The following is a 25,841-nucleotide window of genomic DNA, read 5'->3' on the forward strand; positions in this document are numbered from 1 at the left end:
GGCGTATCGGTACGCTCTCGTACCGATAAGAGCACCACCGTCACCGAAGGGGCCGGGGGATGAATGCCCGAACCGAGCCTGCGCCAGCGGGGTCCGACGCGATAGCGCGACCGCCGCTCGTCCGGGAGCTCCTGCTCGTCGCAGGGCTCTTCCTGGTCTACAAGTTCGGCCGGCAGCTGGCCACCGGCCACACCGGTGAGGCCTTCCACAACGCACACCGCGTGTGGGACTTCGAGCGAGCGGTCCATCTGCCCGGCGAGGGAGCGGTGCAGTCGCTCCTGCTGCACGGTGACGGCCTGGCGCACATCGCGAACACCTACTACGCGGCCGTCCACTTCCCCGCCACCGCCGCCTTCCTGATCTGGCTCTACCTGCGCCGGCCGGTCCACTACGTCTGGGCCCGCCGGGTCCTGGCCGCGGTCACGGCCGCCGCACTCGCCCTGCACCTGCTGTTCCCTCTCGCCCCGCCCCGCATGCTGGCCGCGACCGGCCTGGTCGACACGGCGCGGGTGTACGGGCCGTCGGTCTACGGCAATCCCGCGACGGACTCCCTGTCGAACCAGTTCGCGGCGATGCCGTCGCTGCACTTCGGCTGGGCGCTGATGGTCGCGATCGGCCTGATCGCCGCCACCCGCTCACGGTGGCGCCTGCTCTGGTTGGCGCATCCCCTGCTGACACTGCTGGTGATCGTCGGCACCGCGAACCACTACTGGCTCGACGCGATGGTGGCGGCGGCCCTGCTCGGCCTCGCCCTCTCGGTGATTCCGCTGCCGCACCGCACGGCGACCACGGCCGGCCGGGCGCAGGGCAGCCTCGTACCGGCTCAGCGGGACGGGCAGGCGCTCGTGGGAGCCGGCCGATGAACGCCGTACTGATCGCCGTCGCCCTGTCCCTCGTCTCCGCCGTCGCCTACGCCGCCGCGGCGGTCGCCCAGGAGCGGCTCGCCTCCCGTTCCCCGGGAGCGGGCACGCTGCGGCTGCTCGGCAGCGGCGCCTGGTGGTGGTCGGTCGGGCTGAACGCGTCGGCCGCACTGCTGCACGTCGTCGCCCTCCGGTACGGCCCGCTGACCCTGGTCCAGCCGCTCGGCGCGCTCACCCTGGTCGCGGCGGTGCCCATGGGGGCGCGGATGGCCGGACGGCGGGTGAGCGCGGTCGAGTGGAGGGGCACCGCCCTGACCCTCCTGGGACTGGGCGCGATCCTGGTCACGGCGTCCGGCCCGGCGCCGGACGGTGTGCTGAGCGTTCCCGAGGCGCTCGCGGTGGCCGGCGCCACCGCGGCGCTCATCGGGATGCTGTCCCGGCCCGGCGCCCGCCCCGGGCTGCGGCACGCTACCGCGTCCGGTCTCGCCTCCGGGGTCGCCTCGGCCCTCACGCAGAGCGTGACGGTGGCCGCCACGGACCGGTCCGGCCCGGTGCTGAGCGTCCAGGTGGTCGGCGTGGCCCTGCTCGTGGCGGCCTTCGCGGCCGGCGGGCTGGTGCTGTCGCAGACGGCGTACCGGGGCGGTCTGGGCGGGCCCCTCGCGATGGTGACCCTGTCCAACCCGCTGGCCGCCGCGGTGATCGGCCTGTCGCTGCTCGGCGAGCGCCTCCAGGGCGGGCCGGCGGGCATGCTGCTCGCGCTCGCCGGGGCGGGCCTCGCGTCCTGGGGCGTGGTGCTGCTGACCCGGGCGGCACCCGCGCCGGCCCCCGCCGACGACGACCACCCGGTGGCCGCCGTCCTGGCCCTGGAGCCCGGCTCGGCCACACCCGAACCGGCGCTGGTGCCCCGGCCGCACGATCCGGGGCACCTCACTCCCGCTACGCGGTGATGATCGCCGGGTCGCTCACCCCCGGCTGCCCGTTCTCGACGTGCCCGGCGAGCCGCCGCAGGAACGCCTTGTCGCCCTCGGCGGTGACGGTCAGGTCGTACCAGCGGCGGCTGCCGGCGAGTTCGACGGTCCGGCACACCTTCGCGCCCGGGCGGACGGTGACGGTCGCGGGCCGGCCGCCGTACGCGTCGGCGAGCTTCAGACGGACGGCGCCGGAACCACGGTTGGTGATGGTCAGCTCGATGTCGTCACCGGTGTGGCGGGCGGTGACCTCGCAGCCGGCCGCCTTGTTCGAGCCCTTGAAGACGCGCACGAAGCCGTTCGGGCCGTGCACGGTCAGGTCGTAGGAGCCGCCGGAGTACGCCGAGTTCCAGGTGTCGGAGAGCGTCTTGCCGGCCTCCGTTGTGTACATCCAGGGGCCGTCGGCGCGGTTGCCCGAGGTGACGTGGAAGGCGCCGCCGGCCTTCGCCCCGGTGGCGAAGGTGAGGGTGAGCTTCCCGGCCGCGGTGTCGACCGAGGCGTCCACGTGCGGGGCGTACCTCAGTGGCCGGGAGCGGCGCAGGCCGCGCTCCTGGCGGGGCATGCGCGGATCGGCGGGCGGGACCGGCTTGTAGTCGGGGTGGCGCTCGCGGTCCTGCGGCTCGTATCCGTCGGTACCGGGCAGCGGGACCGGGCGGGCGTCCTTGCGGGAGAAGTCGAACGCGGACGTCAGATCACCGCAGACGGCGCGTCGCCAGGGCGAGATGTTCGTCTCGCGCACGCCGAAGCGGCGCTCCATGAACCGCAGGATCGAGGTGTGGTCGAGGGTCTCGGAGCAGACGTAGCCGCCCTTGCTCCACGGCGAGACGACCAGCATCGGTACGCGGGGGCCGAGACCGTAGGGGCCCGCCGTGTTCTTGCCGTCGCCCGGGAAGAGGTCGAGGGAGACGTCGACGGTGGACAGTCCGCGGGAGGCGTCCTTCGGGGGCAGCGGCGGCACCACGTGGTCGAAGAAGCCGTCGTTCTCGTCGTAGGTGATGAACAGGGCGGTCTTCGACCAGACCTCCGGGTTGGAGGTGAGGGCGTCGAGGACCTGCGCGATGTACCAGGCGCCGTAGTTCGAGGGCCAGTTGGAGTGCTCGGAGAAGGCCTCGGGGGCGGCGATCCAGGAGATCTGCGGCAGCCTGCCTGCCTTGACGTCGGCGCGCAGCAGGTCGAAGTAGCCCTCGCCGGCCTTGGCGTTCGTGCCGGTGCGGGCCTTGTCGTACCAGGGGTCGCCGGGCTTGGCGTCGCGGTACGTGTTGAAGTAGAGCAGCGAGTTGTCGCCGTAGTTGCCGCGGTAGGCGTCCTGGATCCAGCCCCAGGAGCCCTGGGCGTCGAGGCCGTCGCCGATGTCCTGGTAGATCTTCCAGGAGATGCCGGCCCGCTCCAGGCGCTCGGGGTAGGTCGTCCAGCCGTAGCCGAGTTCGTCGTTGCCGAGGACCGGGCCGCCGCCGGTGCCGTCGTTGCCGGTGTACCCGGACCACATGTAGTAGCGGTTGGGGTCGGTGGAGCCGATGAACGAGCAGTGGTAGGCGTCGCAGACGGTGAAGGAGTCGGCGAGGGCGTAGTGGAACGGGATGTCCTCGCGGGTCAGGTACGCCATGGTCGTGGTGCCCTTCGCGGGCACCCAGCGGTCGTACTTGCCGCCGTCGTAGGCCTGGTGGCCGTCGGGCCAGGAGTGCGGCAGGCCCTCCAGGAACTGCATGCCGAGGTCGTCGGCGTCCGGGTGGAACGGCAGGATCTCCTTGCCGTCCTTCTCCTGGTGCCAGACCGGTTTGCCGTTGTCGAGGGTGACCGGGCGGGGGTCGCCGAAGCCGCGGACGCCTCTCAGGGTGCCGAAGTAGTGATCGAAGGAACGGTTCTCCTGCATCAGGACGACGATGTGCTCGACGTCCTCGATCGACCCGGTGCGGTGGTTCGCCGGAAGGGCGGCGGCGCGCTGGATGCTGGCGGACAGGGCACTGAAGGCCGTGGTGGCACCCGCGAGTTGGAGAAAGCGGCGCCGGTTTACTTCGGACATGAAGGACAGACCTCTCATCCTGAGGTGCGGGATGGCCGGAACCTGACGGAATCTGCGCGGAAGGAGTGTTTCAGGGACACCAAACGCCAAGGAAGGGGCACGTGACACTCATGTGAAAGTCGCCGGTACGGACGGTATGCCGGGCCATTGCCGGGGGAGGGTGAGGGGCGTGACAGAGACGCAGACGGTTTCCCCGCCCACGAAACGGCCCGTTCGCCAGCTCCTCGCCGCCTCGGTGGGCAATGCGGTGGAGTGGTACGACTGGTACGCCTACACGTTTCTGGCCACGTACATCGCCGCCCAGGTCTTCCCCAAGAGCGCGGACAACTCACTGGTGCCGCTGCTGTCCACGTTCGCGGTGTTCGCCGTGGGGTTCTTCATGCGGCCGGTGGGCGGACTGCTGATGGGCGCGGTCGCGGACCGGCACGGGCGGCGGGCCGCCCTCACGGTCACCATCCTGCTGATGGGCGGCAGCAGTCTGCTGGTCGGGCTCACCCCGACCTACGCGGCCGTGGGAGTCCTGGCGCCGGTGGTCCTCGTCCTCGCCCGGCTGCTGCAGGGACTCTCCGTGGGCGGCGAGTTCGCGGCCTCGACGACGTTCCTGGTGGAGTCGGCGGGCCCTGGCCGGCGCGGACTGTTCTCCAGCTTCCAGTACGTGTCGACGACGGTGGGGCAGCTGGTCGCCTCCGCCGTCGCCACCCTGCTCGTGGACACGCTGAGCGACGGGCAGATGAACGGCTGGGGCTGGCGGGTGCCGTTCGTGCTCGGCGCCGTGCTGAGTCTGGTCGGGTTCTGGATCCGGCAGGGAGCGCAGGAGACCCGCAGCGCCGAGCAGCAGCACGCGCCGCGCCCGGGCCTGTTCGAGGCGCTGCGCCGGCACCCGCGCGAGTCGCTGCTCATCGGCGGCATCACGGCGGGCGGCACCATCGCCTACTACACGTGGACGTCGTACCTGCCGACGTACGCCGAACTCAACGCCGGTGTCGAGAAGTCGGACGCGCTGCTCGCGGGCACGATCTCACTGGCGTTCTTCGCCCTGCTGCAGCCGCTCGGCGGTCTGCTCTCGGACCGCTTCGGCCGCCGCCCCCTGCTGCTCTTCTTCGGCCTGGGCTTCGCGCTGCTCGCGGTGCCGCTGCTGCACACCCTGAGCGACTCGTTCGCCGTGCTGCTGCTCGTGCAGTGCGTGGGCATGGTGCTGCTGACCGGGTTCACCTCGATCAGCGCGGCCGTGAACGCGGAGATCTTCCCGCCCCGGGTCCGCGCCGCGGGCATCGGCTTCCCCTACTCCCTGACGGTGGCCCTCTTCGGCGGCACCGCCCCGTACGTGGGCACGCTGTTCAAGGAGCAGGGGCACGCGGGGCTGTTCCCGTGGTACGTCGCGGTGATCTGCCTGGTGTCGTCGGTGGTGTACCTGCGGCTGCCGGAGACGGCTCACGCCCCGTTGCGGCGGTGAGGTGGCCCGCCGTCGGGAACCGGTTCGCCGCCCCCGTCGTGCCCGTGCGGCTCGTCGTGCGGTCCGGCGCCGTTGGGCGACCCGGCGGCGGACGCCGGCAGTCCTTCCCTGACAGCGACTCTCTCGGGCTTGATCACGGCGTCGGTGGTCCGGCCCACCTCCGACAGCGTCATCTGGGCACGGTCGTCGACGAGACGCGTCACCAGATGCTGTGCGGCGCCGAAGGCCGCGGCCCAGGCGAGGACCTGCGCCCTGCTGTCGAGGTCGCTCAGTCCGGGGACGAAGGCGCCCCGGATCAGCAGCAGCCCGAGGAAGGCCGACAGGGCGCCGGTGGGCAGCTTCAGCACCGCCGACGCCAGGGGCAGCATGTAGGGGGAGTCGGTGCCCCGGATGCGGCGCAGCGACGCGATGACGGTGAGGGCGGCACCGGCGAGTCCGGCGATCTCGACGGTGAGGATGTCCGTCGGGCCGGCCAGTTCGCTCGCGTCGGTGTCGGCGGCCCGGCCGTAGTGCTCGGAGGTGGGGCACACGACGGTGACTTTGTCTCCGGAGCCGCCCTGGGGTGAGAAGCACAGGCTCAGCGAACCGGGCGAGAACCATCCGTACAGAGCCAGGTTCACCACCCCGATCACCACGAGGACCGTCGCGGCCCAGAGGATGTTGCGCAGACTGCGCACCCGGGCCAGTTCGTCGTCCAGGCTGCAGTACGCGGCGTCGAGCGCCCGGGCCATGAGGTCCCGGTCGCTCGCGGTGACGTCGCCGGAGATGATGGGACGCAGGCGCAGGGCCAGCCGGACCCGCCGTGGGTCGTCCGCGTCCAGATGGTCCTTGACCAGCGCCATGATCTCACTGACGCGGCCCGCGGCTTCTTCGTCGGAAACCAGTTGAATCAGCAACACCTCGGCGTTGCGGATGTTCGAGCAAACGCCCTCACGGGCAGCCGATCCCGACCACAGTTTCCGCCATCCGAAATCCTCGTCCGCGGCCACGCGGGCCTTTTCGAGATGCCCCCGCATTCCCTCGATGAGCGCCGCCCTGTCGCCGCGAGCCCGTCTGGCACTTTCGTGTTCCAGTTCCGCTTCGAGATAGGCGATGCGCGCCCGGGCCCGTGCGCGCCAGGCCGTCCGCGGCGGGCGGCCCGGCGCGATGCCGATCACTCGAAGACGGCGGGTACGTGAAGCCTCTCCCATGACTTCGGGCCCGGCGTGCCGTCGGCGTCGTGGCCTCTGAATCCGAGCTTGCGCTGCCACATCGCATACGACTTCCGGTCCGCCTCGCTCCACTGGGAGTCGGGCCCGCCGGCGTACGCCGAACAGTCCTCCTCGATGAGGCGGAAGCCCATGGCCTCGATGACGGGGCTCGTGACGGAGGACTGGAAGAAGTCGGCGCCCGGGAACGGTTCGAAATCCCCGTGCATGGCCGGTGCCGCCACACGGATTCGCTGACCGGGATGGATGATGTCGGGATTCTCGATCTCGGGATTCCACTCGAGAATCTGGTCGAGCGTCACATGGTGCATGGACGCGATCTTGATGAGGGTGTCACCGCGCTTGACCACATAGAACTGTGTCTTTTCCATATATCCAGATTAAGCGCATTTCTCGTGACGAAGAAGTCGGGGGAATCCGTTGCGCTTTCACTTTTTGACGCGGCAACTGCTTCTCGACCAGCGCATCATCGCGCGGGGTGTCCGCGAACGCTTCTCTCGTTCGCGGACACTCGTCCCAGGCCGGCGGCGAGCCGGGCAGACCACTCGCGTTCGGCGATGACGAGGCCGCGCTCCAGCGTCTCGACGAGCACCGTCCGGCTCACCGACACCACCGTCGGCTCGGTGCCCCAGGCGGGGCGGCCTCCCTCGCGTAGCCGACAGGCAAGACGCACCCGGTCCCCCAAGGCCCCGGGGAGAGTGGCCTTCGTCCGTTTTGATCATGGGATGCCATGGAGGGTGACAGGGCCCCGGGGAGAGTCACGTTCGCCCGTTTGATCACGGGACGCCGTCGAGGGTCAGGACGGCCTCGGGTTGACCGTGCGCGCGTCGGGGTGCGGTGGTGCTGAACCTGGTTGGCGTCCTCACCTGTCGGGGATCACGGGCCGGTCGCGGTGCGGCTGTGCGCTCCAGAAGGATGGGCAATCCCGACGGGAAGGGAGAACAGACTCCATGTCAACGCTCTGTGAAACACGATGAGTTGAAGAGACCCATGCGATGGTGTCTTCTCCGCCTGTCGCTGCGGAGATGTCGACACGTCTTGAACGGAGTTTTCCATGCAGAAGGTCATCGACTACATCGAAGAACATCGGAAAACGTACGAGAACCATGCATTCTTCACTCGCCTGCTCACCGACGAGTCGCTCCCCGGAGAAAGGCGTCTGGCGTGGGGGCCCAGCGTGGTTCCCTTCATCATGGGCTACTCCGACCTGAACAAGTACGTCTTCCGCAAAGACGAAGGCAACGCCCGGCCCGATCAGCTGCAGGCCCTTCTGAACGCGCACACGTACGAAGAGGACTTCCACTGGCAGTGGATGCTGACCGACCTGGAGAAGCTGGGGGCCGACAGCAGCATGCCCCTGTCGGACGCCACGCGGGTCCTGTGGAGCGCCGACTTCAGCCACTCTCGACGTCTCTGCCTGGAACTGGCCGCGCTCGCCGCGGGCGCCCCCACCTACGCCGTTTTCGCGATGGTCGAGTCCATCGAGGCTGTCTCCATCACGATCTTCACCCACTGCCGGGGAATCGCCCTGCGGGACGGTCGCGAATGTGAGTTTTTCGGCACCAAACACTACATGGCGGAGGCGTCGCACAGCATAAAGTCGCCCGAGGTGGAAGAGAAAAGCCTGCCGTCCCTCGACGACGCACAGCGCGAGGAAGCCAAGCGGGTGGTGGACCGCACGTTCTCGCTCTTCGACAACTGGTCCGCCTCGCTCCTGCGGTTCGCTCTCGAAAGCGGGGACCACGAGCGCACGTACGAGAGGGTGATCCAGGAGAGCAAGGACCTGCTGCCGGAAGCCGAGGCAGTGGCCGCTGCCGCCTTCTAGCCTCGATCGTTGCAGGTCAACTGCAGGCCCCGGGGGCAGTCACGTTCGCCCGGTTGAGTATGTGACGCTGTGTCAGCCCTGGGTGCAAGGCGAGCACTGCCCCTTGTGATCATGGAGTTCTCTACGCGTCACGATCTGCAAGGTTGCCGTGCTCGCTGTTTCATCATCGCCTACGCCCATCGCCCCGGACGCGGCGCCCCTGCCCTCCTCGCCGCCGGGGACGCTCGTGCCTGCGGGCTGGTGGAAGCGCTGAGCCGGGTGCCTGACCCGCGTGATCCCCGGGGTGTGCGACACCGGCTGGCGACGCTACTCGCGGTGGGCGTGTGTGCGATGACCAGCGCGGGGCACAACTCACTGACCGCGATCGCCGAGTGGCAAGACGCTGCGACCAAGCGGTACTTGCGCGCCTCGGCTGCCCCCACGATCCGTTCACCGGCCGCTTCACAGCTCCCGGCGAGCGGACCTTGCGGGACGTTTTCGGCAAGGTGGACGCCGCCGCGCTCACCCAGGCCGGCTTCGCCCGCCTGACGGCCCTGACGCCCTCATCCCCCTGCGCCACGGCACCGGACGGTGTCCGTGAGCGGGAACGACCGCGTGCGCATGGGACCGCCGCACCGCAACAAGGCGACGTTCGGCCGTCGCGACGGGCGTTCGCGGTGGATGGAAAGTGTCTGCGCGGCGCAGTCCGCGCCGACGGCAGCCGCGTGTTCGTACTGACCTCCGTGCGGCACGACGACACCCTGACCGCGGCCCTGCGTGAGATCGGAGCGAAGACCAACGAAATTCCCGAATTCACGCCGCTCCTCGACCAGATCGACGACACCGGCCTGGCCGACGCCGTGGTCACCGTGGACGCCCTGCACGCACAGAAGGACCACGCCAGCTACCTCGTCGAACAACGCCACGCCCACTACCTGCTGTCGATCAAGAACAACCAGCCCAAGCTCGCAGGCCAGTTGAGGCGACTTCCCTGGAAGGACGTGCCCGTCCTGCACCGCTCCAGGGACCGCGGGCACGGCAGGGATGACATTCTGCTTTCCACCGGTGACGAAGAGATCGTCGAAGACACCACCACCGATCACTACCGGGGTCGAGGCAGGACCGGGAACGGAAGGAACCTGCTCGGGCGAATCCTGGTGCGCACCCGTCACCTGTTGCGCGCCGAACTCGCCGAAGCCCTCGACGCCGACAGCCGCCGCCCAAGACCGTGATCCGGGAGAGGTGTGCGGTGGGCCCGAATCCGCTCCAGGAGGGACAGTCCGATGACTGCCCGTCCGCGCCCACGGCCTGCGCCGCTACCGCTACCGCGGCTCGGCGAAAGCCCACGGGCAGCCCGTGATCACCGCGCTGGCCCGCAACGTCGCCCGCATCGCCGAATGGATGAACGCAAGGCGCTGTGGGCGTAGTCCGCCCCGCTGCGGCCGGTCCGGCGACAGAGGTCTGCTTCGCCACCGCCGATCACCCAGGCCGCGATGTCCGGCTTCTGCCTGATCGCGGAGGGCGGCCCGTGAGCCTTGAGTACCCGCCCCCGTGTCCGAGGTGCCCAACAGACGCTGCCGATTGCCGGGCCCTGGCATCACGAGAGCGAGGCGAGGAGTCCGGTCCCTCCCGCCAGCACTCCAGGCTGCCCGAGGGCGCGGAAGTCGGCTTCGACCGCTGCCAGGTCGAGAACACCGGCGCGCACGGCGTGGTATCGGATGACCGACCACAGGAAGACGTCGAGGTTGTCGAACTGCGTCTGGGCCTCTATGACCTCCTCCTCGTGGAACCACACCGCGACCCGGCCGTTGGTCAGCACGACGTAGTAGTTGCCTCCTCCGTCGGCGCCGATGGACCACACATCGTCATCGGAAAGCTCCGTCTCATAGTCGGAGTCGAGGATCTGGCAGTCGTTGGCCGCGAAGTCGAAGCCGTACGACCAGTCGTAGATGTCGAGAAACCCCGCCGGCATGGTTCCCGATCGGACCCTGCGGTCGAAGCCGGCCAACGCGGTCGCGGCGGCGCGCGGGAGCCTGGTGAGGAACGGTTCGACCGGGCGGGTCGACGCCGGGATGTCGACCCGCGGCTCGTCGGGAAACCAGCGCGCCAGGTCGGCGTCCAGATCCCGATCCACGTACCCGGCCAATTGATCAACGGTGAGAGGCATGCGGTGAGGCTAGCCGCGGGAAAATGAGCACGGGCGCCCAGCACACCGGTTAGGTAGGCGATTGCGTGGTTTCACTGACACCTTCCGGGGATGCGTCCGTGTGAGCCAGTGATGAGCAGGACCCACAGCAAGGCCCTGACCAGCTCTTCCACAGAGACGCTTCCGCCTGACGGAAGCCGCCTTGCGCGACAGCCACACCCGTCAGGACCCTGAGTCCAACCACGGCACGCGGGGCGACGACGCCCCGCCGACAGGGACGGGAACCCCATGCCTCACATGACCGCCTTCGCCAGGAACCAGTGGTACGTCGCCGCCTACAGCCACGAGGTGGGGCGGGAGTTGCTCGGCCGGACGATCCTCGGTGAGACGCTCGTGCTCTACCGGACCGAGGAGGACGGTACGCCGGTCGTCCTGCACGACCGCTGTGTGCACCGCCGTTACCCCCTGTCGGAAGCGCCGACGCGGCTGGACGGGGACCGGATCGTGTGCGGCTACCACGGGTTCACCTATGACACGTCCGGTACGTGCGTGTACGTGCCCGGGCAGAAGCGGGTGCCGCGCACCGCGCGGGTCGCCTCCTACCCGGTCGTCGAACAGGACTCGCTGATCTGGGTGTGGATCGGCGACCCGGCGCTCGCCGATCCGCAGACCATCCCCCGGGCCCGGCACCTCGACTCCCCCGGCTGGGTCACCGTGCGGGGCATGGAGCCCATCGACTGCGACTACGGCCTGCTCGTCGACAACCTCCTCGACCTGTCCCACGAGACGTATCTGCACGGCGGCTACATCGGCACTCCCGAAGTCGCCGAGACGCCGATCACCACCGAGGTCGACGAGGGTGCCGGGATCGTCCGGGTGAGCCGGCACATGGACGACGCCGAGTGCCCACCGTTCTACGCCAGGTCGACCGGCATCGAGGGCCGGATCACCCGCTGGCAGGACATCGAGTACCACGCCCCCTGCCTCTATCTGCTGCACAGCCGGATCGCCCCGGTCGGGGTGCTGCCGGAGGCGGACGGCAGCGACCCGAACGGCTTCCACACCGAGATCACCTACGCGATCACGCCGTCCGGCGACGGCTCGGTGTACGACTTCTGGGCGGTGTCCCGGGACTGGGCGACCGACGACGCCGAGGTCACCGAGTTCCTGCGGGGCAACAACCACACGGTGGTGATGCAGGACGTCACCGCGCTCAACCTGCTGCAGAGGACCCTCGGCACCGAACGCACCGGCTACCAGGAGCTGAGCATCAACATCGACACCGGTGGCCTGGCCGCCCGCCGCATCCTCGCCCGGCTGGTGGAGCAGGGCGAGAAGCCCGTGGAGAAGGTCCGGTGACCGCTCCGACCGGCGAGGTCTACCGCATCGCCTGGCTGCCCGGCACCGACACCCTGCACGGCACGTGCCACTGCGGCCGCGAGCACACCGCGCAGGACCCCGTCGAGATGTGGGAGTGGATGCTCGCCCATCCGCAGGGGCACTTGGTCGACGAGCCACGAGGAAACAGTTCATGAGTGTGTACGAATCCGAACTCGTCATCGAGCGCAGGGAGTTCGTGGCCGATGGCGTGCTCGCCCTGACCCTGCGCCATCCACTGGGCGAGCCGCTCCCGGCGTGGGAACCGGGCGCCCACGTCGACGTCCTGCCAGCGCCCGGTCTGGAGCGGCAGTACTCGCTGTGCGGCGATCCGGCGGACCGGTCGGCCTGGCGGATCGCGGTGCTGCGCGAGCGCCCCGGGCGGGGCGGCTCGGCCCATGTGCACGAGCAGTTGGGTGCGGGCGGCAAGGTGCGGGTGCGCGGCCCCCGGAACAACTTCCGTCTGGAGCCCGCTCCCCGGTACCGCTTCGTCGCGGGAGGCATCGGCATCACGCCGATCCTGACCATGCTGGCGGCGGCCGAAGCTGCGGGCGCGGACTGGACGCTGCTGTACGGCGGGCGCACCCGCGGGTCCATGGCCTTCGCGGAGGAACTCGGCCGCTACGGCGACCGCGTGACGATCGCGCCCGAGGACGAGTCGGGCCTGCTGGACCTGCCGTCCGTGCTGGACGACGTGCCGGAGGGCACCCTCGTCTACTGCTGCGGCCCCGGGCCGCTGCTGGACGCGGTCGAGGCCCGGTGCCCGTCCGGGGTGCTGCGCGTCGAGCGGTTCCGGCCGAAGGAGCAGGAGAGCGGCGACGACACCGCGTTCGAGGTGGAGCTCGCGCGGAGCGGACGGACGCTGACCGTCGCGCCGGACGTGTCCGTGCTCGACGCCGTGCGTGCCGCCGGGGTCGAAGTGCTGTACTCCTGCACCGAGGGCACCTGCGGCACGTGTGAGACCGACGTCCTGGGCGGCGAGCCGGACCACCGGGACTCGGTGCTGACGGACGACGAGCGCGCGGCCGGCGAGACCATGATGATCTGCGTGTCCCGCTGCCGTGGGAAGCGGCTCGTCCTGGACCTGTGAACGGCCCGCCCTGTCCCGGCCGGGCCTGTTCAGGGCGCGGCCCACAGGCCCCGGACATGTCCGAGGTGCCGGGCCATCACGGCGCGTACGGCCTCCTCGTCGCGGGCGAGCAGCGCGTCCAGGATCTCCAGGTGCTCCTCGGCCGACGCCTCGAGCCGCCCCTGTTCCACCAGCGCCGTCAGTCCGTAGAGCCGGGAGCGGCGTCTGAGGTCGCGTACGACGTCCACGAGATGGCCGTTGCCTGCGAGGGCCAGCAGGCCGAGGTGGAAGCGCAGGTCGGCCTCGACATAGGCGATGAGGTCGCCGGCTCTCGCGGAGGCGACGATCTCTTCGGCGACCGGGCGCAGCGCCTCCAGTGCCACCGGGTCGGCCGTGCGGGCCAGGTCCGCTGTGGTGGGGATTTCGATCAGCGCCCGGATGTGGGTGTACTCGTCGAGTTGCCGCTCGGAGACGGCGGTGACCCGGAAGCCCTTGTTGGGCACGGTGTCGACCAGGCCCTCCTTCGCCAGGTCGAGCATGGCCTCGCGCACCGGTGTGGCGGAGACGCCGAAGCGGGCGGCCAGGCCGGGGGCCGAGTAGACCTCGCCGGGCCGCAGTTCACCGGCGATCAGGGCGGCCCGCAGCGCGTCCGCGACCCGCTCCCGGTGACTGGGCTTCCTGCTGCCCAGCACGGGCAGGGCGGGGGTGTGCTGCGGAGCCATGACGGTCGGGGTTCCTCTCGTGTGCGCTTGCGGGGGCCTACAGGACGAACCCCGCCGGGAACGGGTCCTCGGGGTCCAGCAGGTACTGGGCGGTGCCGGTGATCCAGGCGCGGCCGGTGAAGCTGGGCAGCACGGCCGGGTGTCCGGCGACCTCGGTCGTGCCGAGCAGTCTGCCCGTGAAGCGGGTGCCGATGAAGGACTCGTTCACGAACTCGGTGTGCAGCGGGAGTTCGCCGCGCGCGTGCAGCTGGGCCATGCGGGCGCTGGTACCGGTGCCGCAGGGCGAGCGGTCGAACCAGCCGGGGTGGATGGCCATGGCGTGCCGGGAGTGGCGGGCGGTCGAGCCCGGGGCGGCCAGGTAGACGTGGTGGAGGCCGCGGATGGAGGGGTCCTCCGGGTGGACGGGCGGGTCCTCGGCGTTGACGGCGGCCATGAGGGACAGGCCCGCTGCGAGGATCTCGTCCTTGCGGGACCGGTCGAAGGGCAGGCCGAACCGCTCCAGCGGCAGGATGGCGTAGAAGTTGCCGCCGAACGCGAGGTCGTACGTCACCGTCCGGCCGTCGGCGAGGGTGGCCTCGCGGTCGAGGCCGACGGCGAAGGAGGGGACGTTGCGGAGGGTGACCGCCTGTGCTGCCCCGCCCTCGACCGCCACCTCGGCGACGACCGGGCCCGCCGGGGTGTCGAGCCGGATGGTGGTGACCGGCTCGACGACCTCGACCATGCCGGTCTCGACCAGCACGGTCGCCACACCGATGGTGCCGTGCCCGCACATCGGCAGATAGCCGGAGACCTCGATGTAGAAGACGCCCCAGTCGCAGTCGGGCCGGGTCGGCGGCTGGAGGATCGCGCCGCTCATGGCGGAGTGGCCGCGGGGCTCGTTCATCAGCAACTGCTTGATGTCGTCGCGGTGTTCGCGGAACCACAGCCGTCGTTCGTTCATGGTGGCACCCGGAATGGTGCCGATGCCACCGGTGATCACGCGGGCGGGCATGCCCTCGGTGTGCGAGTCGACGGCGTGCAGGACGAGTTTGGTGCGCATGGTCCTCAGCTCAGTCCGGTCGCGACGGCCTTCTCGGTGGCGGCCCGGACGGCGGCTTCCTGCTCGGGCAGCAGTGGCACCCGGGGCGGGCGGCAGGGACCGCCGTGGCGGCCGACGAGGTCCATGGACAGCTTGATGGCCTGGACGAACTCCACCCGCGAGTCCCAGCGCAGCAGCGGGTGCAGCTGCCGGTACAGGGGCAGGGCGGTGTCCAGGTCGCCGCCGACGGCGGCCCGGTACAGCTCGACCGAGGACCGGGGCAGCGCGTTCGGGTAGCCCGCCACCCAGCCCTTGGCGCCTGCGACGGCCAGCTCCAGCAGGACGTCGTCCGCACCGATCAACAGGTCCAGCTCAGGGGCGAGTTCGGCGATCCGGTAGGCCCGGCGGACATCGCCCGAGAACTCCTTCACGCCCTGGATGTGGCCTTCGCCGTGCAGCCGGGCGAGCAGCTCGGGCACGAGGTCGACCTTGGTGTCGATCGGGTTGTTGTACGCGACGACCGGCAGGCCCGCCCGGGCGACCTCGGCGTAGTGGGCGAGGACGGCACGTTCGTCGGCGCGGTAGGCGTTCGGGGGCAGCAGCATCACCGCGCGGCAGCCGGCCTCGGCGGCCTGCTCGGCCCAGCGGCGGGACTCGGCGGACCCGTAGGCGGCGACGCCGGGCATCACGCGGTCCCCGCCGATCGCGGCGACGGCCGTCTCGACGACCCGGGCCCGCTCCTCGGGCGTGAGCACCTGGTACTCGCCGAGGGAACCGTTCGGCACGACGCCGTCGCAGCCGTTGTCGACCAGCCAGGCGCAGTGCTCGGCGTACCGGTCGTGGTTCACCGAGAGGTCGTCGTTCAGCGGAAGCGCGGTGGCGACGAGCACGCCGCGCCAGGGGCGGGGTTCGGTCATGAAGGTCCCTCCTGGGAGTGTTGCCGGGCGAGGACGCCGAGCGGCACGGGACGGGCGAACGGGCGTTTGGCCGGGGTGGGTGCGCAGCCGGCGAGTGCGGCGATCGCGGTGCCGCACATCCGGCCCTGGCACCAGCCCATCCCGGCCCGGCTGAGCAACTTCACGGTGCGTTCGTCGCCCGCCCCGAGGTGCAGGGCCTCGCGCACGGACCCCGCGGTGACCTCCTCGCAGCGGCAGATCACGGTCTCGTCGGTGAGCTGCTCGGGCCAGTGGGCGGGTGGCCGGTAGGCGGAGTCGAGGGCGGCGGCGGATCGTCTGAGCTTCGTACGGGCCTTGAGGGCTGCGGGCGCCGGGTCCGGGGCGGTGCCGCGCAGGCGGGCGGCGGCGGAGCAGCCGGCGATGTGTCCCTCGGCGAGGGCGAGGGCGGCACCGCCGATGCCGGTGGCCTCACCGGCAGCCCACACGCCGGGCACGTCCGTGCGCTGCTCGGGGTCGACGGCCACGGTGAGTCCGTCGAGGCGGCATCCGAGGCTCTCCGCGAGGTCGGTGTGCGGGAGCATGCCGTGGCCGGTGGCGAGAGTGTCACAGGGCAGGTGCCGCTCGGTGCCGGGCCGGACACGGCCCCGGGCGTCGAGCGCGGCGACCGTGACACCGGTCAGCCGGTCGTCGCCGTGGGCGCGGACGACGGTGTGCCGGGTGAGGACCGGGACGCGGTGGCGCAGCAGCCGGGCGGCGTGTCCGGCACCCTCGGGGAGCTTCCCGGCCAGGGCGGGGGCGTGGCGGGCGAGGCGCCCGGGCCCGGCCGACTCGACGAGCGCGGCGACCTCGACGCCGGCTGCGGCGAGCCCGGTCGCCACGGGCAGCAGCAGCGGTCCGGTCCCGGCCACGACGGCTCGACGCCCGGGCACCACCAGCGCGCCCTTGAGCATGGCCTGGGCTCCCCCGGCCGTGACGACGCCGGGGAGGGTCCAGCCGGGGAAGGGCAGCACCTGCTCGTAGCCGCCGGTGGCCAGGAGCACGGCACGGGCGTGCACCTCGGCGGGCTCCTCCTGTTCCGGCCCGAGCAGGGCGTGCACGGTGAAGCTCTTCGGCGTCCGCTCCACGCACCACACGTGGTGTTCCGTCAGGACGCGCACGGCACTGGCGGCAAGTCCGTCCCGCAGCCGCTCCCAGGCCCGCCACCCGTGGTGCAGCGCCTCGGGCCGCGCGGCGCCGAGTCCCGCGGCGGGCTGCCGGTAGAACTGCCCGCCGGGTTGCGCCGCGGCGTCGACGAGCCCGACCCGTACGCCGCGCGCGGAGGCGGCCAGGGCGGCGGCGAGCCCGGCCGGTCCGGCACCGATCACGGCGAGATCAGTCCGCACGGCGCACCTCCCCGCGGCCCGTCCCGCCCGGCGAGCCGGTCACACCCCCGTGGCCCGCCCCGTCCCGCGAGCCGGGAACATCCTCATGCCCCGTCCCCTCCTGCGTGCCGATGGCATCCCCCGGCCGTACCGGCACCAGGCAGGCGCGTTGGTTGGGGCGTCCGTTGACGGTCACCAGGCAGTCGAAGCAGACGCCGATCCCGCAGTACACCCCGCGCGGACGGCCCTCGCCGCGCGTGGCACGCCAGGACGTGACGCCGGCCGCCCACAGCACGGCGGCGACCGTCTGCCCGGGCAGGGCCCGGACCGGCCGTCCGTCGAACGTGACCGTGAAGGCGGGGCCCGGTCCGGCCTCCGCCCGTTCCAGCGGGTTCACTCGGCCTCCCCGGTGAAGCGGTCGGGCCGGAACGGTCCGAGGTCCAGGTCGGGCGCCCGCCCGGTCAGCACCTGGGCGATCAGATGCCCGGTGCCGGTGGCGAGTCCGATGCCCGCACCCTCGTGCCCGCAGGCGTGGAAGAGCCCGGGCGCCCTCGGGTCGGCGCCGATCGCGGGCAGATGGTCCGGCAGATACGGCCGGAAGCCGGCGTAGGTCCGCATCGCCCGGGCTCCGGCCAGGAAGGGGAAGAGCCCGGTCGCCCCCGCCGCCAGGGCGCGCAGGGCCGGGAGCGACAACGACCGGTCGAAGCCGACCCGTTCGCGGCTGGCGCCGATGAGGACCGGTCCGGCCGGGGTGCCCTCGACCACGGGGGAGGTCTGCAGCGCCGCCGAGTCGCTGGCGACGTCGGCCACGTAGTCGGCGGCGTACACCTTGTGCCGGATGCGGGGTGGCAGCGGCTCGGTGACCAGGACGAACCCCCGCCGGGGCAGTACGGGCAGGGACACGCCCGCGCGGGCCGCCACCTCGCCACCCCAGGTTCCGGCCGCGTTGACGACCGCGGGGGCGTGGAGGTCACCGCGGTCGGTCCGCACGCCGCGCACCGCGCCGCCCGGGCCGCGCAGGACTCCGGTCACCTCCCGGCCGGTGAGCACCCGGGCCTTCGAGGCGCGCAGCAGGTGGGCCGCCGCGAGGGCGGGCATCACCTGGGCGTCCTGCGGGTAGTGCACGCCGCCCACGAGGCCGGGGGCCAGGTACGGCTCCAGGTCGGTGAGCCGGTCGGGCGGCACCGGGACCGCGTCGACCCCGGCCGCGCGCTGCTCCGCCGCGAGTTTCTCCAGCCCTGCCAGGGCCCGGCCGGTGCCGGCGACGACGACACCGCCCTTGGGCTCGTACTCGACGGACCGGCCCAGCCCCTCCCGGGCCAGGGCGGCCCACAACCGGGCGGACAACAGGGCCAGGTCGAGCTCGGGTCCGGGTTCCTTGTCGGAGACGAGGAGGTTTCCCTCCCCCGCTCCGGTCGTGCCGCCGGCCACCGGGCCCCGGTCGACCACGACGGCGTCCAGGCCCGAGCGGACCGCGTACAGGGCGGCGGCGGCGCCGACCACTCCGGCCCCGACCACCACGACATCGCAGGTCAGCGACTCGCTCACGCCAGTACTATGTCACACACCACACAGGCCGGGAAGGGTGCCGACAAGGCGCGGACACCCTGCGGGGCTCAGTCGGCCTCGGGGACGACCCTCAGGTGGGAGGCGGTACGGCGCGTGCGGCGCTCCCGGGACGCGGAGCGGCGGGCCTCGCGCAGGACGAACGTGACCCGGGCGCAGCCCAGTTCCTCGAGCGTCCTGGACGTCTCGACGACGACCCGGCACTCCGTGGCGCCCCGGTGCGGGTCCGGGTGCAGGAGCGGGCGCACGGCACCGTCCTGCTCGACGGCGCCCTCGCCGACCGCGCGTATCCAGTGCGGCAGGCCGTGGCGGTAGGCGGCCTCCATGATCGGATCCTGCGCGATGTCGCGGCGGATGGCCTGCAGTCCGTGGTCGGGGCCGTGGTTCTCCACGGTCCGTGCGAAGTGCGCGAGCATCGGCAGGCACCAGCTCGCCTCGTGATCGCCGAGGACCGCGGGGGCGTCGGGGTGGAAGAGGACGAACCTCAGGAAGTTGTCGGCGGGCATCGCCGTGGGGTGCGGGCCGACCTCGCGGAAAAGTGACCGGAAGGCGCCGTTGGTGAGCACCACGTCCCAGCAGTGGTCGACGACGAGCGTGGGGAAGGAGACACCTTCCAGAAGCCCGGCGTAGTCCTCCAGGTAGGCCTGGGCCTCGGGAGTCTCGGGGACGGGCCGCGGTGCCGGCCGCTGCCCTCCTGCCTGATATGCCATCGGGAGGTCACCCCTCTTGCCTGTGCGGCCTTGACGCGGCGCCCCGATCCTGCTGCCCCGGATCGACGCGTGTCAACTATCGTGGCATTCCATGGCTGTTGACGGCTGAAATTGGCCACAGTTGTGGCGAGACCTGGATGTGAGTTCGAACCACCGGTTACGCTCCGGGAAGTTCACGCCGGGGTAGGTCACGGCATCCACTTGTGAGAAGCCTGTGAGATACGTAGGAGATCTGTCGGTGACGGGTGGCTTCGTCGAAGGTCCGGGCGTCACGCCGACAGTCGTGCTGCCGGCCGTCGTCTCCCGTGTCGGCGCGCTCGCCGACCGGCTCGGCGTGCCGCACGCCGAGGTCTTCGACGTCGGCAGGCTGTCCGTCGCCTCCGGTGTACCGGAGGCGGTGGTGAAGGCCCTGCTGTGCGGCAGGCCCGCGGGCGAGCCCGATGTGCAGGCCCGGTTCCTGCAGCGGCTGGACCTGCTGCGCCGGACCCGGCTCAAGCCCAACGGCCGCAAGTACACCCAGCAGGAGATCGCCGACGGCGCGGGCATGTCCCGCCAGCAGGCCGGCGCCCTCATCAACGGCGACCGGCGGCCGACGATGGAGCACTGCGACGCCCTGCAGCGGTTCTTCCGGGTGCACGCCGGCTTCCTGACGGCCGAGGACCCCGAGGCGCTCGTCAGCGCCCTCCAGCACACCGAGCAGGACCTGCTGCAGAAGCTCGCCGACCGTGAGCGGCAGGCGGCCGCCGCGCAGGACGACCCGCTGGAGCGGCTGCTGCAGGACCACGGCGTGCGCGGCATCGCCTGGCGTGCCGCGCAACTGCCCACCGACCAGCACCGCGACAAGGTCGCGGAGTGGCTGGACATGCTCCTGGAGAGCGTCAAGCGGCCCGAGTCGTGACCGTGGGGAGAACTGTGGGCATCGGTAAGGAAATGCGCCGTCTGTGCGGCGAGCTGGTCGCGGAGCTGACCCTCCCCGCGCCGGCTCGGCCCGAGGAGCTGTACGCCGCCCTGTGCGACGGTATGAGCAGACGCCGCGGCCGCCCCGTGCGCTTCCGCACGGCCGCGTTCCCGCCCGGGACCGCCAGTGGGCTCTGGCTGGACATGGCCGAGCAGGACCTCGTCGTGATCGAGGAACGCACCGCTCCCGATCACCAGTTGGTGATCCTGGGCCATGAGCTGTGGCACATGAAGGCGGGGCACTGCTCCCACCACGTCGAGGGCGCGGCCGTCGCGGCCAGGCTGCTCGACGACGGGGCCGACCTCCAGGCGACCGTGCTGAAGGTCGCCGCGCGCACCCGTTTCGACCTCGACGACGAGCGCGACGCCGAGAGTTTCGGTCTGCTGCTCGCCAGCAAGTGCCGGGCGTGGCTGGCCGGTTCCTCCTCTCGGGGGCCGGTGCAGCGGGACCATCTGGCGGGGCGGATCGAGGCGTCGCTGGGCTACCGCGGACCACAGGGCTGACGGGCCGCACCGCGCGGCGACGTTGTGCGGTCCGCCTCCGCCGAGCGGGCGAACCGGAGGGCGGCGGGACCGGATTGTCAGTGGTGGGCGGCAAGCTGGAGGTGCGCCACCGCTGTGCGGGGCGTACGCGCCGCGAGGGCGCGGGACAGACGACGCCGACACGGGGAGAGCCGACCGATGCCCACCGCCGTTCTGACCGATCGTGAACGCACCGCCGTCCAGGCCTATCTGCGGCTGCTGCACACCGTCCGGGCCGCCTTCGACGTGGAGGCCGGCCCGCCGCTCGTCCCGCCCGCGGTGCTCGCCGAGGCGGAGCAGGCCTTGGAGCGCGCCGGACTGACCGGCAACGAGGAGGCGTTCTTCCGCCTTCTGGAGAACTGGTGTCCGGAGCCCTGCCCCTGACCGGGAGTGCCACGGGGCGAGCGCCGGGGAGCGGGGTCAGGTGTGCGGTACGGCGATCGCCGTCGCGATCAGGCCCCGTCCCGCCGTCCAGCGGCCGTCGAAGTGGCCGAGGCGGCGGGCACCCACCCATGGCCCGGGGACGAGCAGCTCCGCGCGGAAGGTGCCGTCGGCGGCGAGGTCGATGTCGGCCTCCATGAAGTCCAGCCACTTCCCGGTGAGGGGGAACCACGCCTTGTAGACGGACTCCTTCGCGCTGAACAGCAGCCGGTCCCAGTGCACGTCGGGGCGTTCGGCCGCGAGCCGTCGCAGCCGGTCGGCCTCGGCCGGCAGGGATACGGACGGCAGGACACCTTCGGGCAGCGGGCCGTGGACCTCCGCGTCGATGCCGAGCGACGCCAGGTCGGTGGCGCGGACCAGCGCGGCGGCGCAGTAGCCGTCGCAGTGGGTCATGCTCCCGGTCAGCCCGGCCGGCCAGCCGGGGGCGCCGCGTTCCCCGGGCAGGATCGGCTGCGGCTCGACGCCGAGCTTCTCCATGGCTCTGCGGGCGCAGGAGCGCACGACGGCGAACTCCCTGCGGCGCTTGTCGACGGCCCGTGTCAGCAGGGCCGCCTCCTCGGGGTACAGCGGCGTGTCCGCGTCCTCGTACCCGTACGCCTCGACGCCGACCACCGTCTCCGGCAGCAGTTCCTCGATCACCGCTGTTCGCCCTCCCCCGGCAGGATCCGCCGCAGCCGTCCCGGCGGCCGGGGCCGCTTGCTCCACTCGCGTGGATAACCCACCGACACCTCCTCGAAACGCACGCCCTCGTGGAAGGTGGTGCGGGGGATGTGCAGATGGCCGTAGACCATGGTGTGCACTCGGAATCTGCGGTGCCAGTCGGCGGTCAGTTCCGTGCCGCACCACATGGCGAACTCCGGGTGCCACAGTACGTCCATCGGGTGCCGGTGCAGTGGATAGTGGTTGACCGGGATCACCGGCAGGTCGCCGGGCAGTTCGGCGAGCCGGCGTTCGGTCGCGGTGACCCGAGCCCGGCACCAGGCCTCCCGGCTCGGATACGGGTCGGGGTGCAGCAGGTACTCGTCGGTGCACACGATCCCGGTGCCCTGCGCGTATTCCAGGCCCTGCTCCTTGGTGGTGCAGCCGGCCGGCAGGAACGAGTAGTCGTACAGCAGGAACAGCGGGGCGACGGCCACCGGGCCGGCGGGGCCCTCCCAGACGGGATAGGGGTCCTCCGGTGTCGTCACGCCGAGTTCACGGCACAGGTCGACCAGGTACTCGTACCGGGCGGCGCCGCGCAGGGTGACGGCGTCGCTCGGATGAGTCCACAGCTCGTGGTTGCCGGGCACCCAGACGACCTTGCGGAAGCGGCCCGCGAGCGTCTTCAGGGCCCAGCGGATGTCCGCCACGGTCTCCGCGACGTCCCCGGCGATCAGCAGCCAGTCGTCGTCCGTCCCGGGCCGCATGTCCTCGACCAGGGCGCGGTTCTCCGGGTACCCGATGTGCAGATCGCTGATGGCCAGCAGTTGTGCGGCGCCACCGGCCGTCGACGTCACCTCTTCGCCCCCCTCAGCGCACTCCGGACGTCACCAAGAGATCACATCCGTGCGACCGGGACAAGCGCGGCCCGGGAGCCGCGGCGGGAGAATTCCTTCACACGCGCGTTGCACGAGGGGGCCCGCCGAAGCCGTATGATCTGGCCCAACACCACCGCTACGAACTTCCCTCACACAGGGGCGGTTTGGTGTCCCTCCCTTCTCCTGCCCGGGCACGGGCCGCTCAGCCCTGCCCGCGAACCGTGAAAGGCGGCCTGCATGGTCTCTCGCGTACGCGTCTGGCTCAACCGCACGTACGCGGAGAACGTGTTCTTCATGGATCAGCTGCGGAGGAATCCCAGCGACCGGGCGGTCGAGATCCATGCCACGCACGGCGACCCCGACTCGCCGGTGCTGGCCGCCGCCGACACCGCCGAGCTGGAGCCCGAGAACCTCTCCCCCGCCGGGTACGTCGAGTACGCGCTGGACCAGTGCGCGCGGCGGGGCATCGACGTGTTCGTGCCCCGGCTGCACCAGTCGGCGATCGTGGCGCACCGCGCCGAGTTCGAGGCGGCCGGCACGGCGGTGCTGGCGCCGCCGCCCGAGGCCGTGGCCGTCTTCCACGACAAAGTGATCGCCTACGAGGCGGTCCAGGCGATCGGTGTGCCGGTGCCGCCGTGGTTCCGGGTCCGCTCGGAGGTCGAACTCGTCGCGGCGGTCGAGGAGTTGGAGGGGGGCGGGCACAAGGCGTGCTTCAAGCCGGCGTCCGGGGCCGGCGGGGTGGGCTTCCGCGTGATCACACGTACGCCCTTCTCGCTGATGCATCTGAGCGGGTTCCCCAGCCCGTACGTGCCGCTCGACCTGGTGCTGGAGGCACTGCGGCAGGGTGAGGAGCCGGTGGACTGGCTGGTGATGCCGCGTCTGGAGCAGCCCGAGGTGTCGGTCGACTGCCTGACCGGCCCGGACAACCGGGTCCGGCTGGCGGTGGGCCGCACCAAGAACGGCCGCCGCCGGGGCTTCACCCTGCACGAGCAGTGGCTGGACCCGGCCCGGCGGATCGCCGAGGGCTTCGGTCTGCACTACCTGTCCAACATCCAGTTCCGGATGTTCGGCGACCGGCCGGTGCTCATGGACGTCAACACGCGCCCGGCCGGCGGGCTGCACCAGCTGTCCCAGTGCGGTGTCAACGCCCCCTGGGCCGCGGTGCGGCTGGCGCTCGGCGAGGACCCGGGCGAGATGGTCCCGCCGTTCCTCGGCCAGGACTACACGGTGGTGTCGGGGCCGCGTCCGCTGCGGCCGGTGTCGTTGCCGCAGCAGCGGGCCGAGACGACGGAGCCGCTCCCGGCGGTACCCGCGCCCGCCACCGCCGAGCAGTCCGGCTCCGTCGGGGCGGCGGCTCGGGCCCTGCGCCTGTGAGGCATCAGACCCTGGCCGCGAGCGCCTCGCGCCAGACGGGGCTGTCGACGTAGTGGTTGTCGAAGCGTTCCGAGGAGTCTTTGATCTCCTGCGGGTCGGCCTCGCCGCGCATCACCCGGCCCAGGAGCCGCAGGTAGTCGAAGCGTCCCGCGCCCGGGGTGAAGACGAACAGCACGTCGGCCGTCGCACCGGGTGCGGCGGCGAAGGCGTGCGGGGTGTGCGGCGGCACCAGCAGGAAGTCGCCGGCCTCCAGCACGGTGATCTCCTCACCCACCAGTACCTGGAGCGCGCCGTCGATGACGTAGAACATCTCGGACGCCTCGGTGTGCAGGTGGGCGGGGGCGCCGATGGCACCTTCGGCGAAGGTCGAACGGTAGCTGGTGAGCCGCCCGCCGGTGTTCCCGGAGTCGGCCAGGAGGGTCATCACGCTGCTCGGGTCGCGCGTCGTCTCGGCTCCGGCGGCACGCGTGAGGAGCGGTGCGAAGGTGCCGGTGTGTGCCGCCTCGTTCTGTTTCGTCGTCATGACAACGACCCTACGGAGCCTGGCGACCCACGGCAGGGGGCATTCCGGGGCCGGAATCGTGGGTCAATTCGGCGCCGTCAGAAGCGGCCCTCGCCTCGGTACAGCTCCAGTTCTCCTTCCAGTTCGACGGCCAGCACCGTGGCGTGCGGGTCGAGGTCCGAGGCCGGCGGGGGTTCGATCCAGAGGATGCCGGGTGTCTCGTGGAGGCCGCCGGTGACGCTGTGGGACAGTGCGGTGCCGCTGCCCAGGACCGAGACGCGGCGGACCTTGCTGAGCAGGCCCCGGACGTTGATCTCGGCGCTCGGGGCGTCGAAGAGGACCAGGTACAGGGTGTGGCGGTCCTTGGAGAGGGTGCTCGGGCCGTAGTGGTGGCCCGGCGGGAGTCCGCGTACGGTGCCGTACACGGCTTCGGCGTGCCGGGCGATCCAGTCGCCGAGCCCTTCCAGCCGCCGCGCCTGTTCGTCGGTGATCGTGCCGTCCTCCCGCGGGCCGACGCTGAGCAGCAGGTTGCCTCCGCCGCCGATGGTCTCGGTGAAGTAGCGGACCAGCTGGTCGACGGACTTGTGGTGGTGGTCGTGATGCTGGTGCCCCCAGGAGTCGTTGATCGTGAGGCACAGCTCCCAGGGCCCCTCCGGCGGGATGACGGGGGCGCCCTGCTCGGGGGTGGCGTAGTCGCCCTCGCTGAGCATCCGGGCGTTGAGGACGACGTCCGGTACCTCGGAGCGGATCAGGGCGGCCAGTTCGGGGATGCGCCACTGCTCCTCACTGCGGTCCCACTCGCCGTCGAACCACAGCAGGTCGGGACGGTAGCGGCTGGTGAGTTCACGGATCTGGCCGTCGCGGTAGGCGAGGAACCTCTCCCAGGCCTGAAGGTCCTCGAACTCGGCGGCGACCTCGGAGTAGCGGTTGTCCTCCAGCTCCGGCGGACGGCCGGGCTTGCGGGTGGAGGCGTAGTCGGGGTGGTTCCAGTCGGAGTGGGAGTAGTAGAGGCCGACCCGGAGGCCCTGCTCGCGCAGGGCCTCCGCATAGCCGCCGATCAGGTCACGGCCCACGTTCAGATCGCCGTACGCCGTGTCCCACAGGGCGACCCCGTCGTGATGACGGCTGGTCAGGACGGCGTACCGGGCGCCGGCCCGCGCGAAGAGCCTCGCCCAGTCGCGCGGGTCGTAGCGGGCGGCCGTGAACCGCTCGAGCTGGGACATGTACCGGTCGTGCGGAACGATGTCGTCGTAGAACGACCAGGACTCCTGGACGCCGTCGACGGCGTAGATGCCCCAGTGGACGAAGATGCCGAGCTTGGCGTCCTCGAACCACGGCTGCATGGCCATG

At 71.4% G+C, this 25,841-nt stretch carries 27 protein-coding genes and 2 pseudogenes; 13 read left to right on the top strand and 16 right to left on the bottom strand.

The features are described 5' to 3' along the window. Positions 1–59: 59 nt before the first annotated feature. Both ABTX60_RS10230 and ABTX60_RS10235 read left to right on the top strand, forming a co-directional pair. Positions 60–863 carry a phosphatase PAP2 family protein gene (locus ABTX60_RS10230; RefSeq protein ID WP_352096643.1) on the top strand — a complete coding sequence of 268 codons (804 nt, stop codon included), beginning with the start codon at positions 60–62 and terminating at the stop codon, positions 861–863. Then, positions 860–1,807, top strand: coding sequence for a DMT family protein (locus ABTX60_RS10235; RefSeq protein WP_352096644.1), 948 nt, complete (start codon positions 860–862; stop codon positions 1,805–1,807). Before ABTX60_RS10230 ends, ABTX60_RS10235 begins: the two co-directional genes overlap by 4 nt. Here the strand turns inward: ABTX60_RS10235 and ABTX60_RS10240 are convergent. After that, complete coding sequence (locus ABTX60_RS10240) at positions 1,797–3,848, bottom strand: phosphocholine-specific phospholipase C (protein ID WP_352096645.1); 2,052 nt, start codon at positions 3,846–3,848, stop codon at positions 1,797–1,799. The two genes, ABTX60_RS10235 and ABTX60_RS10240, sit on opposite strands and share 11 nt — an antisense overlap. A 136-nt stretch (positions 3,849–3,984) precedes the next feature. Between ABTX60_RS10240 and ABTX60_RS10245 the strand changes: the two genes are divergently transcribed. After that, positions 3,985–5,301: an MFS transporter gene (locus ABTX60_RS10245; protein ID WP_352096646.1), complete on the top strand. Its 1,317-nt coding sequence runs from the start codon at positions 3,985–3,987 to the stop codon at positions 5,299–5,301. On the opposite strand, the gene ABTX60_RS10250 is transcribed toward ABTX60_RS10245, so the two are convergent. The 3 genes from ABTX60_RS10250 to ABTX60_RS10265 all read right to left on the bottom strand — a co-directional run bounded on the left by ABTX60_RS10250 (position 5,280) and on the right by ABTX60_RS10265 (position 7,113). Further along, positions 5,280–6,458: a hypothetical protein gene (locus ABTX60_RS10250; protein ID WP_352096647.1), complete on the bottom strand. Its 1,179-nt coding sequence runs from the start codon at positions 6,456–6,458 to the stop codon at positions 5,280–5,282. The two genes, ABTX60_RS10245 and ABTX60_RS10250, sit on opposite strands and share 22 nt — an antisense overlap. Further along, positions 6,455–6,880 (bottom strand): peptidoglycan-binding protein, encoded by a 426-nt coding sequence (locus tag ABTX60_RS43215; RefSeq protein ID WP_502992301.1) that lies wholly within the window; start codon positions 6,878–6,880, stop codon positions 6,455–6,457. The genes ABTX60_RS10250 and ABTX60_RS43215 overlap by 4 nt, the downstream gene beginning before the upstream one ends. A gap of 95 nt (positions 6,881–6,975) precedes the next feature. Next, entirely contained in the window at positions 6,976–7,113 is a 138-nt protein-coding gene (locus ABTX60_RS10265; protein ID WP_352096648.1) for a hypothetical protein, read from the bottom strand. A 450-nt stretch (positions 7,114–7,563) separates the two neighbouring features. Here ABTX60_RS10265 and ABTX60_RS10270 point away from each other — a divergent pair, with 450 nt between their 5' ends. The 3 genes and pseudogenes from ABTX60_RS10270 to ABTX60_RS43220 form a co-directional block, all read left to right on the top strand. Next, positions 7,564–8,334, top strand: coding sequence for a hypothetical protein (locus tag ABTX60_RS10270; protein ID WP_352096649.1), 771 nt, complete (start codon positions 7,564–7,566; stop codon positions 8,332–8,334). 111 nt (positions 8,335–8,445) lie between these two features. Continuing rightward, on the top strand, positions 8,446–8,862 hold the full coding sequence (locus tag ABTX60_RS10275; RefSeq protein ID WP_352096784.1) for a transposase family protein: 417 nt from the start codon (positions 8,446–8,448) through the stop codon (positions 8,860–8,862). A gap of 227 nt (positions 8,863–9,089) precedes the next feature. Continuing rightward, positions 9,090–9,362, top strand: a pseudogene (locus tag ABTX60_RS43220) (transposase); the annotation flags it as partial. Between the two features lie 548 nt (positions 9,363–9,910). On the opposite strand, the gene ABTX60_RS10285 reads toward ABTX60_RS43220, so the two are convergent. Further along, positions 9,911–10,480, bottom strand: a complete 570-nt coding sequence (locus tag ABTX60_RS10285) for a hypothetical protein (RefSeq protein ID WP_352096651.1) — start codon at positions 10,478–10,480, stop codon at positions 9,911–9,913. A gap of 267 nt (positions 10,481–10,747) precedes the next feature. On the opposite strand from ABTX60_RS10285, the gene ABTX60_RS10290 reads away from it, so the two are divergent. From ABTX60_RS10290 to ABTX60_RS10300, 3 genes are read left to right on the top strand one after another with little or no spacing between them, the layout of a single operon-like run. Continuing rightward, a complete protein-coding gene (locus ABTX60_RS10290) occupies positions 10,748–11,818 on the top strand; it encodes an aromatic ring-hydroxylating dioxygenase subunit alpha (RefSeq protein WP_352096652.1) in 1,071 nt (356 codons plus the stop codon). Next, the gene (locus ABTX60_RS10295) at positions 11,815–11,994 is read left to right on the top strand and encodes a hypothetical protein (protein WP_053674963.1); all 180 of its coding nucleotides are present in this window, start codon (positions 11,815–11,817) and stop codon (positions 11,992–11,994) included. Before ABTX60_RS10290 ends, ABTX60_RS10295 begins: the two co-directional genes overlap by 4 nt. Further along, the gene (locus tag ABTX60_RS10300) at positions 11,991–12,926 is read left to right on the top strand and encodes a PDR/VanB family oxidoreductase (RefSeq protein WP_352096653.1); all 936 of its coding nucleotides are present in this window, start codon (positions 11,991–11,993) and stop codon (positions 12,924–12,926) included. The genes ABTX60_RS10295 and ABTX60_RS10300 overlap by 4 nt, the downstream gene beginning before the upstream one ends. A 29-nt stretch (positions 12,927–12,955) precedes the next feature. On the opposite strand, the gene ABTX60_RS10305 is transcribed toward ABTX60_RS10300, so the two are convergent. The 7 genes and pseudogenes from ABTX60_RS10305 to ABTX60_RS10335 all read right to left on the bottom strand — a co-directional run bounded on the left by ABTX60_RS10305 (position 12,956) and on the right by ABTX60_RS10335 (position 19,178). Next, positions 12,956–13,627 (bottom strand): GntR family transcriptional regulator, encoded by a 672-nt coding sequence (locus ABTX60_RS10305; protein WP_352096654.1) that lies wholly within the window; start codon positions 13,625–13,627, stop codon positions 12,956–12,958. 37 nt (positions 13,628–13,664) lie between these two features. Continuing rightward, on the bottom strand, positions 13,665–14,666 hold the full coding sequence (locus ABTX60_RS10310) for a proline racemase family protein (protein WP_352096655.1): 1,002 nt from the start codon (positions 14,664–14,666) through the stop codon (positions 13,665–13,667). A gap of 5 nt (positions 14,667–14,671) precedes the next feature. Further along, the gene (locus tag ABTX60_RS10315; protein ID WP_352096656.1) at positions 14,672–15,562 is read right to left on the bottom strand and encodes a dihydrodipicolinate synthase family protein; all 891 of its coding nucleotides are present in this window, start codon (positions 15,560–15,562) and stop codon (positions 14,672–14,674) included. Continuing rightward, positions 15,559–16,923, bottom strand: a complete 1,365-nt coding sequence (locus ABTX60_RS10320; RefSeq protein ID WP_352096657.1) for an FAD/NAD(P)-dependent oxidoreductase — start codon at positions 16,921–16,923, stop codon at positions 15,559–15,561. The genes ABTX60_RS10315 and ABTX60_RS10320 overlap by 4 nt, the downstream gene beginning before the upstream one ends. Before the next feature lie 79 nt (positions 16,924–17,002). Then, positions 17,003–17,299: pseudogene (locus tag ABTX60_RS10325) on the bottom strand ((2Fe-2S)-binding protein); the annotation flags it as partial. Then, the gene (locus ABTX60_RS10330; protein WP_352096659.1) at positions 17,296–18,450 is read right to left on the bottom strand and encodes an NAD(P)/FAD-dependent oxidoreductase; all 1,155 of its coding nucleotides are present in this window, start codon (positions 18,448–18,450) and stop codon (positions 17,296–17,298) included. The pseudogene ABTX60_RS10325 and the gene ABTX60_RS10330, both read right to left, overlap by 4 nt. 68 nt (positions 18,451–18,518) lie before the next feature. Then, positions 18,519–19,178: an MmyB family transcriptional regulator gene (locus ABTX60_RS10335; protein ID WP_352096660.1), complete on the bottom strand. Its 660-nt coding sequence runs from the start codon at positions 19,176–19,178 to the stop codon at positions 18,519–18,521. A gap of 238 nt (positions 19,179–19,416) precedes the next feature. Here ABTX60_RS10335 and ABTX60_RS10340 point away from each other — a divergent pair, with 238 nt between their 5' ends. The 3 genes from ABTX60_RS10340 (at position 19,417) to ABTX60_RS10350 (ending at position 21,041) form a co-directional block, all read left to right on the top strand. Then, a complete protein-coding gene (locus tag ABTX60_RS10340; RefSeq protein WP_352096661.1) occupies positions 19,417–20,076 on the top strand; it encodes a helix-turn-helix domain-containing protein in 660 nt (219 codons plus the stop codon). A 32-nt stretch (positions 20,077–20,108) separates the two neighbouring features. Further along, positions 20,109–20,639: a toxin-antitoxin system, toxin component gene (locus tag ABTX60_RS10345; protein ID WP_352096785.1), complete on the top strand. Its 531-nt coding sequence runs from the start codon at positions 20,109–20,111 to the stop codon at positions 20,637–20,639. A 177-nt stretch (positions 20,640–20,816) separates the two neighbouring features. Then, positions 20,817–21,041, top strand: coding sequence for a hypothetical protein (locus ABTX60_RS10350; RefSeq protein WP_352096662.1), 225 nt, complete (start codon positions 20,817–20,819; stop codon positions 21,039–21,041). 36 nt (positions 21,042–21,077) lie between these two features. On the opposite strand, the gene ABTX60_RS10355 is transcribed toward ABTX60_RS10350, so the two are convergent. After that, complete coding sequence (locus ABTX60_RS10355) at positions 21,078–21,737, bottom strand: 4'-phosphopantetheinyl transferase family protein (protein WP_352096663.1); 660 nt, start codon at positions 21,735–21,737, stop codon at positions 21,078–21,080. After that, positions 21,734–22,594, bottom strand: a complete 861-nt coding sequence (locus tag ABTX60_RS10360) for a metallophosphoesterase family protein (RefSeq protein ID WP_352096664.1) — start codon at positions 22,592–22,594, stop codon at positions 21,734–21,736. Before ABTX60_RS10360 ends, ABTX60_RS10355 begins: the two co-directional genes overlap by 4 nt. 258 nt (positions 22,595–22,852) lie before the next feature. Here ABTX60_RS10360 and ABTX60_RS10365 point away from each other — a divergent pair, with 258 nt between their 5' ends. Then, entirely contained in the window at positions 22,853–23,989 is a 1,137-nt protein-coding gene (locus tag ABTX60_RS10365; protein ID WP_352096665.1) for an ATP-grasp domain-containing protein, read from the top strand. Between the two features lie 4 nt (positions 23,990–23,993). On the opposite strand, the gene ABTX60_RS10370 is transcribed toward ABTX60_RS10365, so the two are convergent. Continuing rightward, positions 23,994–24,512 carry a cupin domain-containing protein gene (locus ABTX60_RS10370; protein ID WP_352096666.1) on the bottom strand — a complete coding sequence of 173 codons (519 nt, stop codon included), beginning with the start codon at positions 24,510–24,512 and terminating at the stop codon, positions 23,994–23,996. Between the two features lie 77 nt (positions 24,513–24,589). Continuing rightward, positions 24,590–25,840 carry an alpha-L-fucosidase gene (locus ABTX60_RS10375; RefSeq protein WP_352096667.1) on the bottom strand — a complete coding sequence of 417 codons (1,251 nt, stop codon included), beginning with the start codon at positions 25,838–25,840 and terminating at the stop codon, positions 24,590–24,592. Between the last annotated feature and the right edge of the window lies 1 nt (position 25,841).

The sequence above is a fragment of the Streptomyces sp. NPDC126510 genome (genome assembly GCF_040302345.1).
GTDB lineage: Bacteria > Actinomycetota > Actinomycetes > Streptomycetales > Streptomycetaceae > Streptomyces.

Coding starts and splice junctions, on each gene's coding strand:
- ABTX60_RS10335 (WP_352096660.1), bottom strand. CDS start 19,178: ATGGCATATCAGGCAGGAGGGCAGCGGCCGGCACCGCGGCCCGTCCCC.
- ABTX60_RS10230 (WP_352096643.1), top strand. CDS start 60: ATGAATGCCCGAACCGAGCCTGCGCCAGCGGGGTCCGACGCGATAGCG.
- ABTX60_RS10285 (WP_352096651.1), bottom strand. CDS start 10,480: ATGCCTCTCACCGTTGATCAATTGGCCGGGTACGTGGATCGGGATCTG.
- ABTX60_RS10375 (WP_352096667.1), bottom strand. CDS start 25,840: ATGGCCATGCAGCCGTGGTTCGAGGACGCCAAGCTCGGCATCTTCGTC.
- ABTX60_RS10370 (WP_352096666.1), bottom strand. CDS start 24,512: ATGACGACGAAACAGAACGAGGCGGCACACACCGGCACCTTCGCACCG.
- ABTX60_RS10240 (WP_352096645.1), bottom strand. CDS start 3,848: ATGTCCGAAGTAAACCGGCGCCGCTTTCTCCAACTCGCGGGTGCCACC.
- ABTX60_RS10270 (WP_352096649.1), top strand. CDS start 7,564: ATGCAGAAGGTCATCGACTACATCGAAGAACATCGGAAAACGTACGAG.
- ABTX60_RS10345 (WP_352096785.1), top strand. CDS start 20,109: ATGCGCCGTCTGTGCGGCGAGCTGGTCGCGGAGCTGACCCTCCCCGCG.
- ABTX60_RS10365 (WP_352096665.1), top strand. CDS start 22,853: ATGGTCTCTCGCGTACGCGTCTGGCTCAACCGCACGTACGCGGAGAAC.
- ABTX60_RS10300 (WP_352096653.1), top strand. CDS start 11,991: ATGAGTGTGTACGAATCCGAACTCGTCATCGAGCGCAGGGAGTTCGTG.
- ABTX60_RS10305 (WP_352096654.1), bottom strand. CDS start 13,627: ATGGCTCCGCAGCACACCCCCGCCCTGCCCGTGCTGGGCAGCAGGAAG.
- ABTX60_RS10290 (WP_352096652.1), top strand. CDS start 10,748: ATGCCTCACATGACCGCCTTCGCCAGGAACCAGTGGTACGTCGCCGCC.
- ABTX60_RS10350 (WP_352096662.1), top strand. CDS start 20,817: ATGCCCACCGCCGTTCTGACCGATCGTGAACGCACCGCCGTCCAGGCC.
- ABTX60_RS43215 (WP_502992301.1), bottom strand. CDS start 6,880: ATGGAAAAGACACAGTTCTATGTGGTCAAGCGCGGTGACACCCTCATC.
- ABTX60_RS10235 (WP_352096644.1), top strand. CDS start 860: ATGAACGCCGTACTGATCGCCGTCGCCCTGTCCCTCGTCTCCGCCGTC.
- ABTX60_RS10245 (WP_352096646.1), top strand. CDS start 3,985: ATGCCGGGCCATTGCCGGGGGAGGGTGAGGGGCGTGACAGAGACGCAG.
- ABTX60_RS10310 (WP_352096655.1), bottom strand. CDS start 14,666: ATGCGCACCAAACTCGTCCTGCACGCCGTCGACTCGCACACCGAGGGC.
- ABTX60_RS10275 (WP_352096784.1), top strand. CDS start 8,446: ATGGAGTTCTCTACGCGTCACGATCTGCAAGGTTGCCGTGCTCGCTGT.
- ABTX60_RS10315 (WP_352096656.1), bottom strand. CDS start 15,562: ATGACCGAACCCCGCCCCTGGCGCGGCGTGCTCGTCGCCACCGCGCTT.